At 62.5% G+C, this 17,204-nt stretch carries 14 protein-coding genes; 8 read left to right on the top strand and 6 right to left on the bottom strand.

All coding sequences use genetic code 11. The features are described from left to right. Positions 1–5 precede the first annotated feature (5 nt). A complete protein-coding gene (locus RCH14_RS15465) occupies positions 6–1,202 on the top strand; it encodes an EAL domain-containing response regulator (protein WP_343026993.1) in 1,197 nt (398 codons plus the stop codon). A gap of 27 nt (positions 1,203–1,229) precedes the next feature. On the opposite strand, the gene RCH14_RS15460 is transcribed toward RCH14_RS15465, so the two are convergent. Continuing rightward, positions 1,230–2,246, bottom strand: a complete 1,017-nt coding sequence (locus RCH14_RS15460) for a LacI family DNA-binding transcriptional regulator (protein ID WP_343026992.1) — start codon at positions 2,244–2,246, stop codon at positions 1,230–1,232. A 282-nt stretch (positions 2,247–2,528) separates the two neighbouring features. On the opposite strand from RCH14_RS15460, the gene RCH14_RS15455 reads away from it, so the two are divergent. The 6 genes from RCH14_RS15455 (at position 2,529) to RCH14_RS15430 (ending at position 12,414) form a co-directional block, all read left to right on the top strand. Then, a complete protein-coding gene (locus RCH14_RS15455; protein WP_343026991.1) occupies positions 2,529–5,411 on the top strand; it encodes a TonB-dependent receptor in 2,883 nt (960 codons plus the stop codon). Between the two features lie 82 nt (positions 5,412–5,493). After that, the gene (locus RCH14_RS15450) at positions 5,494–6,843 is read left to right on the top strand and encodes a BNR repeat-containing protein (protein ID WP_343026990.1); all 1,350 of its coding nucleotides are present in this window, start codon (positions 5,494–5,496) and stop codon (positions 6,841–6,843) included. A 22-nt stretch (positions 6,844–6,865) separates the two neighbouring features. After that, the gene (locus RCH14_RS15445; RefSeq protein ID WP_343026989.1) at positions 6,866–8,029 is read left to right on the top strand and encodes a glycoside hydrolase family 88 protein; all 1,164 of its coding nucleotides are present in this window, start codon (positions 6,866–6,868) and stop codon (positions 8,027–8,029) included. 68 nt (positions 8,030–8,097) lie between these two features. Then, positions 8,098–10,464, top strand: a complete 2,367-nt coding sequence (locus RCH14_RS15440; protein ID WP_343026988.1) for a beta-galactosidase — start codon at positions 8,098–8,100, stop codon at positions 10,462–10,464. A 61-nt stretch (positions 10,465–10,525) separates the two neighbouring features. Further along, entirely contained in the window at positions 10,526–11,788 is a 1,263-nt protein-coding gene (locus RCH14_RS15435) for a DUF2264 domain-containing protein (protein ID WP_343026987.1), read from the top strand. A gap of 242 nt (positions 11,789–12,030) precedes the next feature. Further along, the gene (locus RCH14_RS15430) at positions 12,031–12,414 is read left to right on the top strand and encodes a hypothetical protein (protein WP_343026986.1); all 384 of its coding nucleotides are present in this window, start codon (positions 12,031–12,033) and stop codon (positions 12,412–12,414) included. 146 nt (positions 12,415–12,560) lie between these two features. Here RCH14_RS15430 and RCH14_RS15425 read toward each other — a convergent pair whose 3' ends face one another. From RCH14_RS15425 to RCH14_RS15405, 5 genes are all read right to left on the bottom strand, one after another. Next, the gene (locus tag RCH14_RS15425; RefSeq protein ID WP_343026985.1) at positions 12,561–13,280 is read right to left on the bottom strand and encodes a hypothetical protein; all 720 of its coding nucleotides are present in this window, start codon (positions 13,278–13,280) and stop codon (positions 12,561–12,563) included. Continuing rightward, positions 13,280–14,356, bottom strand: a complete 1,077-nt coding sequence (locus RCH14_RS15420) for a type VI immunity family protein (RefSeq protein ID WP_343026984.1) — start codon at positions 14,354–14,356, stop codon at positions 13,280–13,282. Before RCH14_RS15420 ends, RCH14_RS15425 begins: the two co-directional genes overlap by 1 nt. A 9-nt stretch (positions 14,357–14,365) precedes the next feature. Further along, entirely contained in the window at positions 14,366–15,076 is a 711-nt protein-coding gene (locus RCH14_RS15415; RefSeq protein WP_343026983.1) for a VRR-NUC domain-containing protein, read from the bottom strand. Further along, entirely contained in the window at positions 15,073–15,654 is a 582-nt protein-coding gene (locus RCH14_RS15410) for a PAAR domain-containing protein (RefSeq protein WP_343026982.1), read from the bottom strand. Before RCH14_RS15410 ends, RCH14_RS15415 begins: the two co-directional genes overlap by 4 nt. 74 nt (positions 15,655–15,728) lie before the next feature. Beyond that, positions 15,729–16,319: an XRE family transcriptional regulator gene (locus RCH14_RS15405; protein ID WP_343026981.1), complete on the bottom strand. Its 591-nt coding sequence runs from the start codon at positions 16,317–16,319 to the stop codon at positions 15,729–15,731. 709 nt (positions 16,320–17,028) lie between these two features. Here RCH14_RS15405 and RCH14_RS15400 point away from each other — a divergent pair. Next, positions 17,029–17,204 (top strand): transposase (locus tag RCH14_RS15400; RefSeq protein ID WP_343027207.1); only part of this gene is annotated, 176 nt, incomplete at its 3' end.

Below are 17,204 nucleotides of genomic sequence, written 5' to 3'. Positions count from 1 at the left end.
TAACGATGGACATCGCGCATTTGCATTTTCTGGTGGCGCAAGCCGACCCTTCCGAACGCCGGGTGCTCGTGGCCTTGCTGGGGCAACTCGGCGCCGGCCAGGTCACCGACGTCGCCGACGGCCCGGCCGCGCTGCAGGCGCTGGAAGCCGGGGCCACCCCGCTCGTCAACGTCGCGCTCATCGACCTGGATTTGCCTGGCATGGACGGCTTGGCGCTGTTGCGTCGCCTGGGCGAGGTCAAATGTGCGGCGCGCCTGATCGTCACTGGCGCGCAGCCGGCCGGCCTGCTGTTCTCCGTCGAGACGCTGGCCGAAGCCTTCGGCATCGAGCTGCTCGGCGCCATCGGCCGCCCGGTCACCGCCGTCACCCTCAAGCCGGTGCTGGAGAACTACACGCCGCTGCCGCGCTTCGCGCAGCCGCCATCCGAGCCGCAATTCACCTTCCAGCAAGTGGGCATCGGGCTGCAAAAGCGCCAGTTCGAGCCGTACTTCCAGCCCAAGATCGAACTGGCGACGGGGCAGGTCAAAGGCCTGGAAGTCTTCGCGCGCTGGAACCATCCGGAGCATGGTGTGCTGGGGCCGGCCTCGTTCGTCGATTCCCTGGGCGAGAGCGGCCGCATCGACTTCCTCGACTGGAGCATGATCGAACTGGCAGTTGAGCGCCAGCGCTGCCTGCAGGACCAGGACATCGCGATCCCGATCTCGCTGAACATCGCGTCCGAAACCCTGGCCCATCCCGCGTTCGTGCGCCAGATGTCGGCCTGCCTGGAGCGCCACGAGGTAGCTGCTACGGACGTGACATTCGAGATCTCGGAATCGTCGGTGCTGAACACGGACCCCGACTTCATCGAGCGCCTGGTCCGGCTGCGGATGATGGGCTTCGGCCTGGCCATCGACGACTACGGCACCGGCCGCTCGAACCTGCAACTGCTGGCGCGCATCCCGTTCACCGAACTGAAGATCGACCGCAGCTTCGTCGATGGCGCTTCCCGCCGCCTGCCGCTGAGCACGGTTCTGCGCTCGTGCCTCAGCCTGGCGCATAGCCTGGAGCGAAAATCGGTCGCCGTCGGCGTCGAAACCCGCCGCGACTGGGACTTCCTCCAGGCACTGGGCTGCACCTACGCCCAGGGCTACCACATCGCCAATCCCATGCCCGCCACAGCATTCCCTGCCTGGCTGGGTGACTGGCGCCAATACTTCTAGCCCCTTATGGCGCCTCTCGGCTTCACGTCAGGTGCGCGCTAGCGGGGCGGTGGAGTTGCGCGTCACCAGTTCCAGGCCGTAGCGGATCTTGGCCGGTTTGATCTCGGCGCCCTGGATCAGGGCGATCACTTCGGTGACCGCGCGCTCGCCCATGGCGTCGTAGGGCGGGCGCATGGTGGTCAGTTTGGGGAAGACGTAGCTCGACGTGGGAATGTCGTCGAAGCCAATCACCGACACATCGCCCGGCACCGACAGGCCGCGGCTCTTGAGTGCATCCATGGCGCCGAACGCCATCTCGTCGTTGGCCGCGAAGATCGCGCTGGGCGGCTGGGGCAGCGCAATCAACTGCTCGGTGGCGGCATAACCCGAGGTCTGGTTGAAGGCGCCTTGCACCACCAGAGCCGGATCGGGTTCGACGCCCGCTGCGGCCAGGGCCTCGCAATAGCCTTTGTAGCGTTCCGCGCTTTGCCCCGTACCAGGGGTGCCGGCGATGAACGCGATGCGGCGGTGTCCCAGCGACAGCAGGTGCTCGGTGGCGGTGCGCGCGCCGATACGGTTCTCGACCGTGATGACCGGCACGTTCATGTCCTGCGCCTCGAAATTCATCAGCACGCAGGGAAAGCGGCATTCGTTGACCACGTCCAGGTAGAGGTCGCCGCAGGTTGGCAGTACCAGCAGCAGGCCGTCGCACAGCTTGCTCAGCATTTCGCTGGTGCCCAGCCGGCCCGGGCCGGCAAAGCGCTCGGCATTGAAAATGATCAGGTCGTAGCCGCGCTGGCGCGCATGGTCGCTGATGGTACGGATCATCTCGTGCAGGACCACGGAACCGTAATTGTTGACGAAAACGCCGATCAGGTTGCTCTTGTCCCCGCGCATGCGCCGCGCCAGCATGTCCGGCGTGTAGTGCAGTCTCGCGGCCGCCTCCATGATGCGCGCGCGGGTCGCTTCCGACACGTAGCCGACCCCGCGGACCGCCCGCGACGCCGTGATCGGGGACACCCCCGCGAGCTTGGCCACTTCACTCAATTTACTCGGTTTGCGCATGCTGCATCCATTGATTTCAAGACGGTGATTGTAGTGTCTGAAGGCAAATCCGGCACTGCGACCAGCGCGATGCGCACCACATGTGGTGACGATACCACTTGCCATGAAAAAATAAATTTAGTGATTTTTTCTTAAGTATTCAGGTACTTGCGTGAGCGTTTCACGCGCCAAAAATCTTGACGTCTTGCAAATCAAAATCATGATGGTAACGTGACCACATGCCCAGAGTGCGAAGACACCGGGTGCTGTAGTTCACCTACGGAGACAGAGATGAGACAGAAAATGTTAGTAACGCAGCTGGCGCTCGCGCTGGCCACGGCCTACGGTACCCAGGCGCATGCACAGACGGCAGCCGATGCGCAGGAGGGTGCAGCGCCCGCCTCAACCACCCCAGCCAGCACCGCAGCGCCGGCCGCCGACGCGCCCGTCGCCACCGTCCTCGTGACGGGCTTTCGCTCCAGCTTGCAGAAGGCGCTGAACCTCAAGCAGCAGGCCATCGGCGTGCGTGATTCGATTGTGGCCGAGGACATCGGTAAATTCCCCGAGGCGAACATCGCCGAATCGCTGCAGCGCGTGCCGGGCGTGATCCTGGTGCGCGATGAAAGCTCGGGCGAGGGGCAGCGTATTTCGATCCGCGGCTTGCCAACCGCGTATTCGGTGACAACGCTCAATGGCGCGCCGGTCAACGCCACGTCCACGGGCGGTATCGGCGGCGCGGTGCGTGGCTTCAATTACGACGTGTTCGCGTCTGAACTGTTTGGTCGCGTCGATTTTTACAAATCGCCATTGGCCGAGCTGACCGAAGGCGGTCTGGGCGGCGTGGTCGATTTGCAGAGCCCGCGCCCGTTCGACAATCCGAAGGGCGCGGTGCGCTATGGCGCCACGGCCAGCTACAACACCACGTCGAAGAAGATCGACCCGATGGGCTTCGCGCTGATGTCCAAGACCTGGGGCCAGTGGGGCCTGCTGGTGGGCGGCTCGCACTCGGGCGGCACCAACAACCGGTCCGGTTTCGAAGCGACCGGCGGCTACAACAGCTCGGCGCTCGGCAGCCAGAATCCGGTCCGTGGCAACTTCGCGCTGGCGCTTGACTATGGCGACCCGCGCACCAACCTGTCGGGTTACACCCGCGAGCAGGTCGACAATGCGCTGCTGCCCCGCATTTACCGTTTCTATGGATCGAGCAACGAGCGCTCGCGCGACGGCATGGTGTCGTCGCTGCAGTACAAGACGCCGACCCTTAACCTGTCATTCGATACGCTGTACTCGAAGCTGGAGAACGAGCGCGACGAACTCTTCTTCGGCGTCCTGATCCGCAGCACGCGCACCACCGAAGCCGGTCGTGGCACCGCAGCACCGGGTACCGCCAATCACAACGGGCTGGTGCCGATGGATGTGAAGATCGATCCGTCCTCGAACCTGCTGACCGGCACCTTCGGCAATACGTCCTACAGCAGCGGCGCCCTGTACAGCACCGACCAGACGCGCTTTCGCTACAACGCCGTGAACGCCCAGTGGAAAGCCACCGATAGGCTGACCCTGACCGGCCAGATCAGCGACAACTCCAGCAAGGCCGAGCGCGCAAGCTCCGAACTGTCGGGCCAGATCTTCGGCATCACCTCGACCATCGACTACGGCAGCGACCACGTCTATCCATCGCTGTCCTCGCCGACCAGTTATACCGATCCCGGCAATTTCGCCGGCTTCGCCAACTCGACCGGGCTGTTGCGTGAACTCGACAAGGGCCGCCAGGCACGCCTGATCGCCGACTACGACTACGACTTGCCGGGCGAGTGGACCGGCCGTCTGAAGGGCGGCGTGGTGTATGTCGAGACCACCAAGGACATCCACAGGCGCAACGGCACGGCGAACGGGACCGCGAAGATCAACCAGGTGGGCGCGACCGGCATGCGGGCCGGCATGACGTCGACGCTGCCGATCGACAACCTCGACATCGGCGCCGGCTGGCCAGGTACCTGGGCAACCTTTGGCCGCGATTACGCGTACGGCAACTTCAATCCGTACGCGCTCAATCCCGATGGTGCATTTTCTCCCGCAGACAGCTTCACCGCCGTGGAGGAGGTCCGCACCGCCTTCGTCCAGTCGGACTTCCGCGGCCAGGTCCTGGGGCGCGAGCTGCGCATGAACGCGGGCGTGCGCTATTCGGAAACCAACACCGACATCGCCAACTACAAGCGGCGCGGGGCCAACCTGCCTTACGATCCGAACGAAGAGCACGGCAAGTACAGCAATGTGCTGCCGGCGGCGTCGGTGGCGTTCGACCTGACCGACAGCCTGATGTGGCGCGCCTCCTGGGGCAAGACCATCTCGCGCGCATCGCTGTCGATCATCGCCGCCCAGACCGTGGTCCCGAACCCGTTCGACCCCGTCGCTACGTCAGGCAACCCGAACCTGCGTCCGCAGGCGTCGACCAACATCGACACCAGCCTGGAATGGTACTTCCAGCCGGGCGGCCTGCTGTCCGCGGCATTGTTCAAGAAAGAGCTGACCGACGCCACCGCGAACGTGTCCACGCAGACCACGTTCGGTGCACTGGGGCTGCCGGATACCGTCATGGGCGGGCTGTTCCGGGATGCCTCCGGGCGGGTCGATCCGAACCTGCCGATGACGCTCAACACATCCATCAATGCAGGCAAGCAGACCCTGAAGGGCCTGGAACTGGCTTACCAGCAGAACTTCGACTTCCTGCCCGCCCCGTTCAAGGGCTTTGGCGCGCTGGCCAGCTACACCTATATCGATCCGTTCAATAGCGCCAAATGGGTCACCAACGCCGGCCGCGAGATCGACGTCAATTCGGTGCCGAAGTATGCCTACAGCGTGACCGGCTTTTATGACCGTGGCCCGCTGGCGGTGCGTTTCTCGTTCAATCAGAAGGGCCGTTCGCTGCACTCAGGCAATCCGCGCAATAACGGCGACGACCTGATTCGCTGGAACGGCGCGCGCGGTTATCTGGATGGCTCGATCAGCTACAGGATCAGCGACCAGCTGGAACTTCGCCTCGACGCCCTGAACCTGTCGAACACCCTGGTGTACGACTACTTTGAGGATGCCACCGGCAAGTACGGCAGCGGCAGGAAGACCCGGATGGACTACGCCAAGTACGACGGCCGCACCATCAAGATCGGCCTGCGCGGCAGCCTGTGAGCCTGGTGGCTGCAACCTGACGAGGGCGAACAGCGGATTGCCGGTCCGCTGTTCGTTTCTGCCATCTCTTTCTTGTGCGTCCATGACATCACCGAATCTGACCGCCGCTCTCGTTTCCATCACCCTGCTGCTGGGTGGCTGCGCCTCGCCTGGTGATGGCGGGCCTGCCAATGTGGTCGAGGTCGAGGTCGGGCCGGGCTGGGCAAAAAACTCGGTCAATGCCGTGGTGTTTCGCAAGAATTCGCTGGTGTCACACGGCGAGACGCAATACATCGCGTTCTACGACCAGGATGCCAATGTGGTACTGGGCAAGCGCCAGCTCGGCACTGCACGCTGGCAGTTGCAACGCACCCAATACCGTGGCAATGCCGCCGACGCCCACAACAGCATCAGCATCATGGTCGACGGCGATGGCTTTCTGCACATGGCCTGGGACCACCACAACAATCAGCTGCGCTATGCCCGCAGCCTGCAACCCGGGTCGCTGGCGCTGGGCGAGAAGCGGCCAATGGTGGGCGTGGACGAGCAATCAGTCAGCTACCCCGAGTTCCACCTGCTGCCCGGCGGCGACCTGTTGTTCTTCTACCGTGACGGCGGGTCCGGTCGCGGCAACCTGGTGCTGAACCGTTACGACCGGGCGCGCGCCACCTGGACCCGCGTGCACAGTAACCTGATCAGCGGCGAGACGCAGCGCAACGCCTACTGGCAGGCGTTTGTCGACCATCACGGCTCTATTCACGTCTCGTGGGTGTGGCGCGAGTCACCCGACGTCGCCAGCAACCACGATCTGGCCTATGCCCGTTCGGTCGACGGTGGGCGCTCCTGGCAGAGCACGTCGGGCAAGCCCTACGCATTGCCGATCACGGCCGCGAACGCCGAGTACGCGGCGCGGATACCGCAGAACAGCGAGTTGATCAACCAGACCTCGATGGCGGCGGACAAGCGCGGCAACCCCTATATCGCCTCGTACTGGCGCGCGGCCGGGCAGCAGAGCCCGCAGTATCACGTGGTGTATCACACCGGCGGCCAGTGGCGCCAGCTCGACCTGAACTTTCGCAGCACACCGTTTTCCCTTAGCGGCCAAGGCACCAAGGCCATTCCCATCGCGCGACCGCAGATCATGGTCGATACGAGGGCGGAGCAGCCCGCCGGGCTGCTGGTGTTTCGCGACGAGGAGCGCGGCAGCCGCATCTCGGTGGTGCGGATCGAGGACTTCGACGGCGCCAGGTGGTCGTTGCGCGACCTGAGCGAATCGTCGGTCGGCGCCTGGGAACCGAGCTTCGATACGCAACTCTGGCGCCGGCGCGCAGAGCTCCATCTTTACACGCAGCGTGTCCGGCAGGCCGATGGCGAAGGCGTGGAAGAGGTCGCGCCAACCCAGGTGCAGGTGCTGGAGTGGACGCCCGCGTTCAATCCCGCCCTCAACAAGTGAACACACGAGGATGACGACATCAATGTTCAAGAGACGACTGTACCTGAAGGCGCTGCTGGGCGGCGTCGCGGCGCTGGGCACCGGCTGCACCATGGGCACGCCCAACCGCAATGCCGTCAGCGTCAACGCGACCCGCATCGACGTCCTGGAAACGCTCACCCGCGCCAACGACTATTGGCAGGCCAGCCACCAGCCCACCAGCTGGGCGTTCTGGGACTACGCCGCCTACCACACCGGCAATATGGAAGCCTACGCCGTCACCGGCAATGAGACCTACCGCCAGTACTCGACTGCCTGGGCCGAGCACAATGGCTGGAGCGGCGCCAGATCGCAGGACAAGGCGGCGTGGAAGTACCAGTATGGCGAAACCGACGACTTCGTGCTGTTCGGCGACTGGCAGATCTGCTTCCAGACCTACGTCGACCTGTACCTGCTCGATCCGGCCAGGGACCGCCGCAAGATCGCCCGTGCGCTCGAGGTGTTCGAGCATCAGATGCGTACGCCGAACGTCGATTACTGGTGGTGGGCTGACGGCCTGTACATGGTGATGCCGGCCATGACCAAGCTGTACAAGGTGACCGGCGACAAGCGCTACCTCGACAAGCTGCACCTGTACTTCGTCTGGGCCGACCAGCTGATGTTCGACCAGGAAGCCGGCCTGTACTACCGCGACGCCAAGTACGTCTATCCGAAGCACAAGGCATCCAACGGCGGCAAGGACTTCTGGGCGCGCGGCGATGGCTGGGTATTCGCGGGCCTGGCCAAGGTGCTGGCCGATCTGCCCAAGGATCACGCCGCCTACGCGCTGGTGCTGGACCGCTACCGCCGCATGGCGCGCGCGCTCAAGCCCGCGCAGCAGAGCGCGGGCTACTGGACCCGCAGCATCCTCGACCCGAACCATGCACCGGGCCCGGAGTCGAGTGGCACCGCCTTTTTCACCTATGGCTACCTGTGGGGTATCAACCACGGCATCCTGGAGCACGACGAGTACACGCCGGTGGTGGCCAGGAGCTGGGCATTCCTGTCGCGCACCGCGCTGGCCGCCAGCGGCAAGTTCGGTTACGTGCAGCCGATCGGTGAGCGGGCCATTCCCGGCCAGCGGGTCGACCAGGAATCGACCGCGCCGTTCGGCGTCGGTGCCTTTTTACTGGCGGCCGCCGAGATGAGCCGGTTCGTCGGCGCCTGACCGTGGCCGCGGATTGTCTAACACCGGACTTTCGCCGCAAGGCGCCATGCATATCGAGTGATACAACCATGACCACCACCCTTGTTCGCCGCCGCCTCCTGCAAGGCGCGGCTGCCGCCGCCAGCGGCGCCCTGGTTCCGATGAGCGTATTCGCGCAGGCCGCGTCGCCGCGCTTTGCCGTCGGTTCGCAGGACTTTCTGCTGGACGGCAAACCGATCCAGATCCGCTGCGGCGAGATGCACTTCGCCCGCGTCCCGCGCGAGTACTGGGCACACCGCCTGCGCGCAATCCGCGCCATGGGGTTAAATACCGTCTGCGCCTACCTGTTCTGGAATTACCACGAGTGGCGCGAAGGGCGCTACGACTGGGCCGGGCAGCGTGACGCCGTCGAGTTCTGTCGACTGGCGCAGCAGGAGGGCCTGTGGGTCATCCTGCGGCCCGGCCCATATGCCTGCGCCGAGTGGGAGATGGGCGGGCTGCCGTGGTGGCTGCTCAAGAAAAGCCGGTCCGACAGCTTCCTGCGGTCGCGTGATCCGGCCTTCGTCGAACCGGCGCGCCGCTACCTGGCCGAAGTCGGGCGCGTGCTCGGCCCGATGCAGGTCACCCGGGGCGGGCCGATCCTGATGGTGCAGGTCGAGAACGAATACGGCTTCTTCGGCGAGGACAAGGAGTACATGCGCGTGATGCGCCAGGCGCTGCTGGACGCGACATTCGACGTGCCCCTGTTCCAGTGCAATCCCACCAATATGGTCGCCAAGACCCATATCCCGGAGCTGCTGTCGGTGGCGAACTTCGGCAGCGATCCCGAGCGCGGGTTCGCGGCGCTGAAGGCGGTCCAGCAGGGCCCGTTGATGTGCGGCGAATACTATTCCGGCTGGTTCGACACCTGGGGCAATCCGCACCGGCGCGGGGACAATGCGCGGGCGCTGCAAGACATCGCGTACATGTTGAAGAACAACGGCTCGTTCAGCCTGTATATGGCGCACGGCGGCACGACCTTCGGCCTGTGGGCTGGTTGCGACCGGCCCTTCCGACCCGACACCACCAGCTACGACTACGACGCCCCGATCAGCGAGGCCGGCTGGGTCGGCACGAAGTTCGAGTCCTACCGCGAGGGCATGCGCCCGTTCCTGGCTCCAGACGAAACGCTGCCCGAGCCGCCAGCGAAAAACCCGGTCATCACCATCGACGCCTTCGCGCTGAAGGAGACCGCGCCGGTGTTCGCCAACTTGCCGGGTCGTGTCATCAAGACCGCGTCGCCGGAGCCGATCGAGCACTACGACATCAGCCGCGGGCTGGTGGCCTACCGCGTGCGCTTGCCGGCCGGACCGGCCGGCAGGCTGGCTGCCGCCAAGGTGCGCGACCTGGCCTGGGTGCACATCGACGGCAAGCTGGTCGGCACCATGGACACGCGCTACCGCCGCTTCTCGGTGGCGCTGCCGGCGCGCAGCAAGCCGGTGACGGTGGACATCCTGCTGTACACCATCGCGCGCGTAAACTTCGGCCTGGAGGTGCATGACCGCAAGGGCCTGCATGGGCCGGTGACGTTCACGGTCGGGGAGGGCACGCCCCAGGCGGTGGAGGGATGGGAGATCCGCGCCATTGACTTCGACGCCGACGGCGTGCTGCCACCGCTGAAGTTCGCCAGGGGCCGGGCCAGAGGGCCTGCGTTCTGGCGCGGCAGCTTTGATGTCAAGCGTACTGGCGACACGTTCCTCGACATGTCCAGCTGGGGCCAGGGCATCGTGTGGATCAACGGGCGCTGCCTGGGCCGCTACTGGAACATCGGGCCGACCCAGACCATGTACCTGCCGGGCCCGTGGATCAACAAGGGACGCAACGAGATCGTGGTGCTGGACCTGACCGGGCCCGCCGTGGCGCGCATTGCCGGGCGCGCCGAGCCGATTCTCGACGAACTGCACCCGGAACAGGACCTGCCGCGGCCACCGAGCACCGTCAAGCCCACACTGGGCAATAGCAAGCCGGCGCAGGAAGGAGAATTTGCGCCCGGCGGCGCCACCCAGGAAGTGCGGTTTGCCGCGCCCGTGAGGGGCCGCCATTTCTGCCTGGAGTCGCTGAGCGCCTTTGATGGCAAGCAGTATGCGGCGGTGGGCGAGATCGCCCTGCTCGGCCCTGACGGCAAGCCGCTCAACCAGCAGTCCTGGACCATCCTGTATGTCAGCAGCGAAGAGCGAAAGAAAGAGGATGGCTCGGCGCTCAACGCCATCAACGGCCAGGCGTCGGATCACTGGCACACGGCGTTCAGCGGCAGCGGCGCCGGCGCGGCGCACCCGCACCAGCTGATCGTGGATATGGGACAAGAGGTGGACGTGGCGGGTGCGCGCTACACCCCGCGCCAGGGTGCCGAGGGCGTGACTGGCCGGATCAGGCAGTACCGGATGTATGTGGCGGAGAAGCTGGTTACCGACAAATAGGCAACGACGCGAGCGACGACTGCGTGCCGGTGACAACGATAAATAACGATCAGGAGACACGATGGAACGACGCAATTTTCTCGGCTCGCTGGTAGCCGGGTCGGCCGCCACGCTCGCCGCTGCAGGCGAGGCAGACGCTGCAAACAAGCCGGCGGCCCAGCCGGCCAACGACCGCGCGTACATGGCCGGCCTGCTGCAAAGGATGACCGAGCCGGTATTGTCTGCCATGGCCCGGGGTGAACTGGTCAGCAAGTTCGAACTCGAAGTCAGCCCGACCTGGGACGGGCGCGACAAGCGTGTCAGCTACTTCGAATGCTTCGCCCGGCTGATGGCGGGCGCCGCGCCGTGGCTGGCGCTGCCCGATGACGGCACGCCCGAGGGGGCCACGCGCGAGCGCCTGCTGGACATGGCCCGGCAAAGCTACGTGAACTCGGTCGACCCGGCTAGTCCCGACCGGCTGATGTGGGAGGGGCCCGGCCAGGTGCTGGTGGACTCGGCGTACTACACCAACGCCCTGATGCGCGCGCCAAAAGCGCTGTGGGAACCGCTCGACGCCGCCACCAAACGCCGCATCGTCGACCACGTCAAATCGCTGCGCCGCATCGAGCCGCCGTACATCAACTGGATGCTGTTTGCAGCCATGAACGAAGCCTGGCTGATGTCGATCGGCGAAGCCTACGATCCGATGCGCATGAACGTCGCCATCCGCAAGGTCAACGAGTGGTACGTGGGCGACGGCTGGATCAAGGACGGCGAGACCTTCCACTTCGACTATTACGGGTCGTACGTGATGCACCCGATGCTGTGCGAAATCCTGGAAGTGCTGGAAAAGCACAAAGGACCATTCTGGAACGGCAAACCGGACGAGATGCGCGCACTGGCCTTCAGGCGCATGCAGCGCTTCTCGGAACACCTGGAGCGCTTCGTGTCGCCCGAAGGCACGTTCCCGATGTTCGGGCGTTCGCTGACCTATCGCACTGCGGCGTTTCAGCCGCTGGCGTTGCTGGCGCTGAGGAAGCAACTGCCTGCCAAGCTGCCGGAGGGGCAGGTTCGCAGCGCCATGCGCGCGGTGCACGAGCGGATATTCTCGGCGCCGTCGAATTTCACCAGGGGCGATTTTCTCACCATCGGCTTTGTCGGCGCCCAGCCGGAACTAGGCGACTGGTATTCGAACAACGGCAGCATGTACATCACGTCAGCCAGCTTCCTGCCGCTCGGATTGCCAGCGACCGATTCGTACTGGACTGCGCCGGCGCAGGACTGGACGCAGAAAAAAGCGTTCGCGGGCGCCAGGTTTCCCAAGGATTATCATGTTGATTACTAAAAACGGACCCGGTGAAAAGCGCGTCCTCACGCAGGTTGCGCTGGCGTGGTGTGGCTTGCTTATAGGGTTCGCCACAATTAATTAAGTCCGCCACAGAACAATATAGTCTGCGACGACCAGAAGGCGGTCGATTGCCTGGACTTGTCATGACAGTAACATGCTTGTAGACTGAGCCATACGAAAGGCTGCTTTCGGCCAAGAGCGGCCCCTGGCATCCACAATCATTTCGTTAGGAAGAGAGCATGATGAGAATTGTCAGACGCCTCTTAAATCTTTCTGGATTGAATGATAAGGCCATGAAACGGCGTTCATGTTCCTGTGAAGAACCCCCGTTTCGCTTTGAGGGTTATAAAACCGTCGAAGTTGGCGAAGACAGCCACGGGGCCGAAATCTCTGTTTTAACTTGCAATCTTTGTGGTCATATGTGGCTCAAGTATCTTATCGACTGGCCACATCAGAGTCGATCTGGTCGTTGGTGGCGCGTTCACATACCACCGGACGAAAAGCATTCAATCTCCACTACGACAGCGAGAGAATTTATCGAGCGCTCCTTCGAAGGGTTTGCAGGTGGAAGCTTTTTCAATTCACACGGTCACCGGATCACGACGCCAATCACCGTCGCTTAGCAAAACAAAATTGAAGACTCTCAAGATCTGCTTCGGGTCGACAGCTGCCTGAACAGGGGTAGTGCGTGGCACAGGATTTCTTGCCGGAAACCCGCGGAACCGAAGTCGGCAAATTTCAGACGCAGATCGGTATCCATGGTGCAGTTTTACACCCGGTCTGGAACACACGCATGCAACAAAAATATCTGCAAGGCGGTAAGCATCTGCCAGTGCAGGCTTTCCAGTTCCGCATCGCGCACCTCGTTTGTCTGCACCTCACCGTCGCTACTGATCTGGTACGGCATGCCAAGATGGGAGGCCATATCGATCTGGAAATATGAACAGTCACCGTAGGGGCGTTTCCCATCGATGCCCGGCAGCGGCCACGAGGGGGGATAAAGCATGTCGGTGCGCCAGCAAGACTGGCGAAGCAAGACGGCGTGTTCTTCACGGAACTCGAACGTTCCGTCAGCCGAGACCCCGGTCTGCGAATCGGCGAAATAGTCACGCATGTCGGCAGGAACGGCATATCTGCCCGCTGACATCACTGCTTTTATGCAGAAAGCGGGTATCAATTGGCCGGTTTCGACTAAGGCTCGCGCAAGCAACGCCTCATTGCGGCAACCGATTAGTTCAAACCCAACCTTGAGAGTGGACCGATTCGAACCGAAAGGGAGAAACTGCCGCAGGCCCGGCGCCCCGGATTCGACCGTCAACCATGTGACACGCAGGTTTCGCAGTATAGCGAGATGCTGTGCGCTGAATTCGTCCGGCGGACGTGTCGCGAGCGTTTCAGCAATCGTCGCGTGCTGACGTTCCAGCAACTTGTATTCAGAACGGCACCGCCACAAATGCCGCAGTTGGGCGGCGACATCGCGCAGGCTCATCACAAACGATCCGACAACGTTGTGACCTTGGTCAGTTTGGGCTCGTCAAGCAGCTTGGCCTTGTAAGCCAGCACTTCGTCCTCTGGCACGTCAAAGCGTTGGAGCCACTGCTCCGCACCCCAGCCGATGAGGCGGGGCTCGCCTTCCTTAGATGCGTAGTGCAGGCTGACCTTAGGCGCACGCAGTTCTTTGAACAGCATGTTGGGGAGCACCATCAGGGCAGGCTTTGGTTGGTCGGCGGGCGCGCCCTCTGGCTTCGGCCCAGCCTGCACGACCAAACCCGCGCCGTAGTCGTAGAGTGCGAACCAGTCCATCGGCAGCTCGGAGCGGATCGCTGATAGCCCGCCGATCTTCTCGATCATTTTGTGATTAACGGCAGTCAGCCAGGAAACAGTTTTAATGCCCAGATGGGCCGAGCGAGTTGCACCAACCGGCTCACCGACATCAAGTCCGTTGAGCATGTTGGCCAAGTAAGCCTCGAATGGCTGATTGTCACTCTCTCGCGGGGCCGATAGCACCAAGCCCTGTCCACCGTAACCGTGGAGTGCCTTTAGACGCTTGGCGAAGCTCACGAACATGGCTTGGAACGCTGCAGGATTCTTCTCGACATGAAGCAATGGCATGGTAAAGCGTAACGCTGAGGTGCCGCGCACGATCATCTTGGCTTCCCACCCACGCCGACCAAAAACCTGGAACTCCCAGTCGCCCGCATCGTGCGGTTGCTTGCCGCTGACATAGGTAAAGCTCACCAAGTCGTTTTCATTCATGCGCTTGACCATCGCACGCATCGATGGCGCCTTTTCATAAACGAACTTGTCCGGGCCTTCGGGCGGTTCTGCGCGCCACAGCCAGGTCAGATGGGCCTTGGCGATCACTTCGTACTCGTCGAAGCAGGTGCAAATGGCCTCACGAACCTCGGCTGTGTGGGCGTCGTTGAAGAACAGCGTGCCGGTGATGGCCGGGACACCGCCCACGTAGTCCTGCGAGCCTTGCTTGGTCAGCAGGCCGCCGGGAATGCGCATCTTCTCGGGATGCTCGCGCATCAGTTGTATCGGATCGAAGGGAAGATCGGTCATGGGGATTCCTTAGAATGCAGGCACCGGACCAGGTGGCGGCCGGCGAGTGATGAGCATGTACAAAATGCGAGCGAGAGCCGCCGCAGCACCAATCTCCTCGACTGGAATCTCGGACGGTTTGGGGTCGGGCTGGCTACAGTCACAACTCTCAGGCCCAATGACAACGAGCTTACTGTCGCTACCCGCAATCTGGACGTAAGCATCTTCTTGAGGTTTGTCGATCTTATCGGGTGGAAATTTTATTTCAACAACCTGCTTAATGTTGTCTTGGGTGGGCGGCTTGGTCGGATCGTTGACAATGATCACGTCGGGGCGACGCACCATGCCCATTCCTCTGAGGTAAGGCGAACCGTGGTCGGCCTCCCAGTGCTTCTTAATGAAGCCCGGCAGCCAGTCATGCGGTTTGGTGCCGACCGTCGAATCCATAATGGGCTCCGGCGGCTGTTTGGTCATGTCGTAATTGACCTCCGGCTTGTAGGGGCTTCGGTGTTCCAGTACGGCGTCCAATCCTGTTATCTGCCTGGATACACAGGACTGCTTAAGCGAGCGTCCGTCCATGCCGATGCCGGGATCATCCTTACATTTGCAGATGGCCGAGCACAGCACCTTCTTGTCTACGAAGTCCACGTTGGGCCGGTTGATTTTCACCACGGTGGTGGTGCCGTCTTGCGACATGCCTCCGGTCGCCATCGGCACGGAGGGTTTGATAGGTTCCGTCATGCCTGTCCAGAATCGGCAAGGTCGAAAGCCAGCCCCTCACTGGTATCGCGTTCGACCCACTGCGTGAAGCCCTCGGCGTCAGTGCTGCCGGCGAGATACTGGCCACCTGTGGATCGCACTCGAACCGGCTGCCCGGTGATGGGTTCGCCGGAGGCTCGATCCAGTACCTGGAAGCGACCACGGAATCGCTTGGTGCTGTCATCCAGCGGTTCATCCTGGTAGCCGGCCATCAAGCCCGGACCAATTGCACCCAAGCCCTTGGCCAACATGTCATCCGATGCGCCTCTATCTGCGTCTGGCGTCGCGCCGCTGGACGGTACCGTGCTGGTCAGCATCTGACTGGAAATCAAAATTGCGCCACAAGCGACCTTGCAGCCGTGGTAAGCGACGGCGCGGCCGTCATCTTTCAGGCTGTTGTCCCCTTGGCTAATCGGGAAAATTCCCTTGCAGCGTGGGCAGGCTACCATGTCGCCTACTCGCGCCCAGCCTTTACCCAGCGTATCGGTAGTCTGCGCGCAAGTGATGACACTGCCCCCGTGGCTGGTCGTGTCGCCAAGGACGATCAAGGATTGGCTCATGGATGGCCTCCGTCTGCCGATAGCGGGACATAGTTCCGGTCAAGCAGGCCCTTGATCGGCTCCTCGTCGCCGTACTACACGATCATCATTCCGTTGTGCATGGGGCCGGTGATGCGGTCACCATTGTCCAGTTCGCTGCCGACCAGGGCCATCATTCGCCCCTTGTAGAGCAAGGCCGCGCCGGCGCCGGAGACGATGCGGGCTTCGCCACCGTCTGGGTAACGCGCAATGTCCCCCACCAGCGCGACGCGCCCGCCCGCCGTGCGCAGGTCGCGGCTGGCGACGATCCGGCCGCCGCGCTCTGTGATCGAGCATTCGGTGGCGGCCGGATAGCGCCCCTTGACAGGCTTGGCTTCGAGTTGTGCGATGAACTCGGCGACGAGACGCTCGCCATAGGCTTCGGTGTATTCCATCAGGCCTCCTTCGGTGGTTATCGGGTACCGCGCCAGCGCGGCGGCGATGTTGACAAATGCGTCGAGCGAGAAGCGTTCCGTCGCGCCGCGTCGCAAGTCACTGATACGCGGCTGGATCTGCCCACAGATGCGCGCGGCTTCCTGCTGTGTCCAGTTATTGCTGGCCAGCAGCAACTGGATGCGCGCGATCAGAGCGGCGCGCAATTGCAGATTGGGGACACTGGGAAGCTTGCCGAGGTCGCTCGTTGTCATCGATGCATTATGCCATTATTGGAATGCCGTGCGGTGCCGTTCAGACATCGGACGTTCGATCCCGACTGTTCTGAATTACTGAGAGCGCGTTAAAGGATCGGCTTGCAGACTTTTGCTTGCGAACCGCTCAAGGCGCGCGTAGCAGCTTATAACGGGGTTTAGACTGTAAGAATCGGGCATGTCCCAAACCGCACGGTCGGTGCTGCCCAAGCGCAAACCCTTGTTAGTCATCAGCAGGTTCGAGAGTCCGAGCTGGTTGGGTACAGGCAATGGCGGCAAGCCTTTGATAAAGGAGAAGCGGGCGTCTTCCAGTACGTGATCCTTAGTTGCTGACCGCCCCCCAAGGCGACTGTTGAAAGGCCGCTTCGGGTCGGTATCGGCCCGTCGGGGCCACCTCTGGATTTTCAACCTGGCAACCTGCTATGCTGGCTCGACCGGCTGGATTCGGCCAGAAGCGGACTTATTGATCTACTGAAATTTCTTGCCTTTCGCGGCGTCTTTAAGGAAATATGCTTCTAGATTTGGTTGTTAACATCATTGGTCCCATTGCGGAAAAACGCTATCCAGCAGTACGCAAAGCGGTCAGGTGGTCTGGCGCGGTCATTCTGGGTGCATTGGCTCTCTACGTCGCATACTCGTTCGGTAATCCCCCCACAAAAAGAGCGCGATCAGAAGTAGAATTTTCTACTTAAGACACAGAAAGCTCTGCATGAAGACCTCCCGCTTTACCGACAGCCAGATCATCGCCATTCTCAAGCAAGCCGAAGCCGGCAGCCCTGTACCAGAGCTTTGCCGCGAGCATGGCATCAGCAACGCTACGTTCTACAAGTGGCGCTCCAAGTTCGGCGGCATGGATGCCTCGCTGATGGCACGCATGAAGGAGTT

It is taken from the genome of Massilia sp. MP_M2 (assembly GCF_039123635.1).
Lineage (GTDB): Bacteria > Pseudomonadota > Gammaproteobacteria > Burkholderiales > Burkholderiaceae_D > Telluria.
This window is presented reverse-complemented; position numbering and strand designations above follow the sequence as displayed.

Bases quoted from the DNA above. Each gene is read 5' to 3' on its own strand.
- RCH14_RS15415 (WP_343026983.1), bottom strand. From the start codon at position 15,076: ATGACGGAACCTATCAAACCCTCCGTGCCGATGGCGACCGGAGGCATG.
- RCH14_RS15440 (WP_343026988.1), top strand. From the start codon at position 8,098: ATGACCACCACCCTTGTTCGCCGCCGCCTCCTGCAAGGCGCGGCTGCC.
- RCH14_RS15455 (WP_343026991.1), top strand. From the start codon at position 2,529: ATGTTAGTAACGCAGCTGGCGCTCGCGCTGGCCACGGCCTACGGTACC.
- RCH14_RS15445 (WP_343026989.1), top strand. From the start codon at position 6,866: ATGTTCAAGAGACGACTGTACCTGAAGGCGCTGCTGGGCGGCGTCGCG.
- RCH14_RS15420 (WP_343026984.1), bottom strand. From the start codon at position 14,356: ATGACCGATCTTCCCTTCGATCCGATACAACTGATGCGCGAGCATCCC.
- RCH14_RS15405 (WP_343026981.1), bottom strand. From the start codon at position 16,319: ATGACAACGAGCGACCTCGGCAAGCTTCCCAGTGTCCCCAATCTGCAA.
- RCH14_RS15425 (WP_343026985.1), bottom strand. From the start codon at position 13,280: ATGAGCCTGCGCGATGTCGCCGCCCAACTGCGGCATTTGTGGCGGTGC.
- RCH14_RS15410 (WP_343026982.1), bottom strand. From the start codon at position 15,654: ATGAGCCAATCCTTGATCGTCCTTGGCGACACGACCAGCCACGGGGGC.
- RCH14_RS15465 (WP_343026993.1), top strand. From the start codon at position 6: ATGGACATCGCGCATTTGCATTTTCTGGTGGCGCAAGCCGACCCTTCC.
- RCH14_RS15435 (WP_343026987.1), top strand. From the start codon at position 10,526: ATGGAACGACGCAATTTTCTCGGCTCGCTGGTAGCCGGGTCGGCCGCC.
- RCH14_RS15430 (WP_343026986.1), top strand. From the start codon at position 12,031: ATGATGAGAATTGTCAGACGCCTCTTAAATCTTTCTGGATTGAATGAT.
- RCH14_RS15450 (WP_343026990.1), top strand. From the start codon at position 5,494: ATGACATCACCGAATCTGACCGCCGCTCTCGTTTCCATCACCCTGCTG.
- RCH14_RS15460 (WP_343026992.1), bottom strand. From the start codon at position 2,246: ATGCGCAAACCGAGTAAATTGAGTGAAGTGGCCAAGCTCGCGGGGGTG.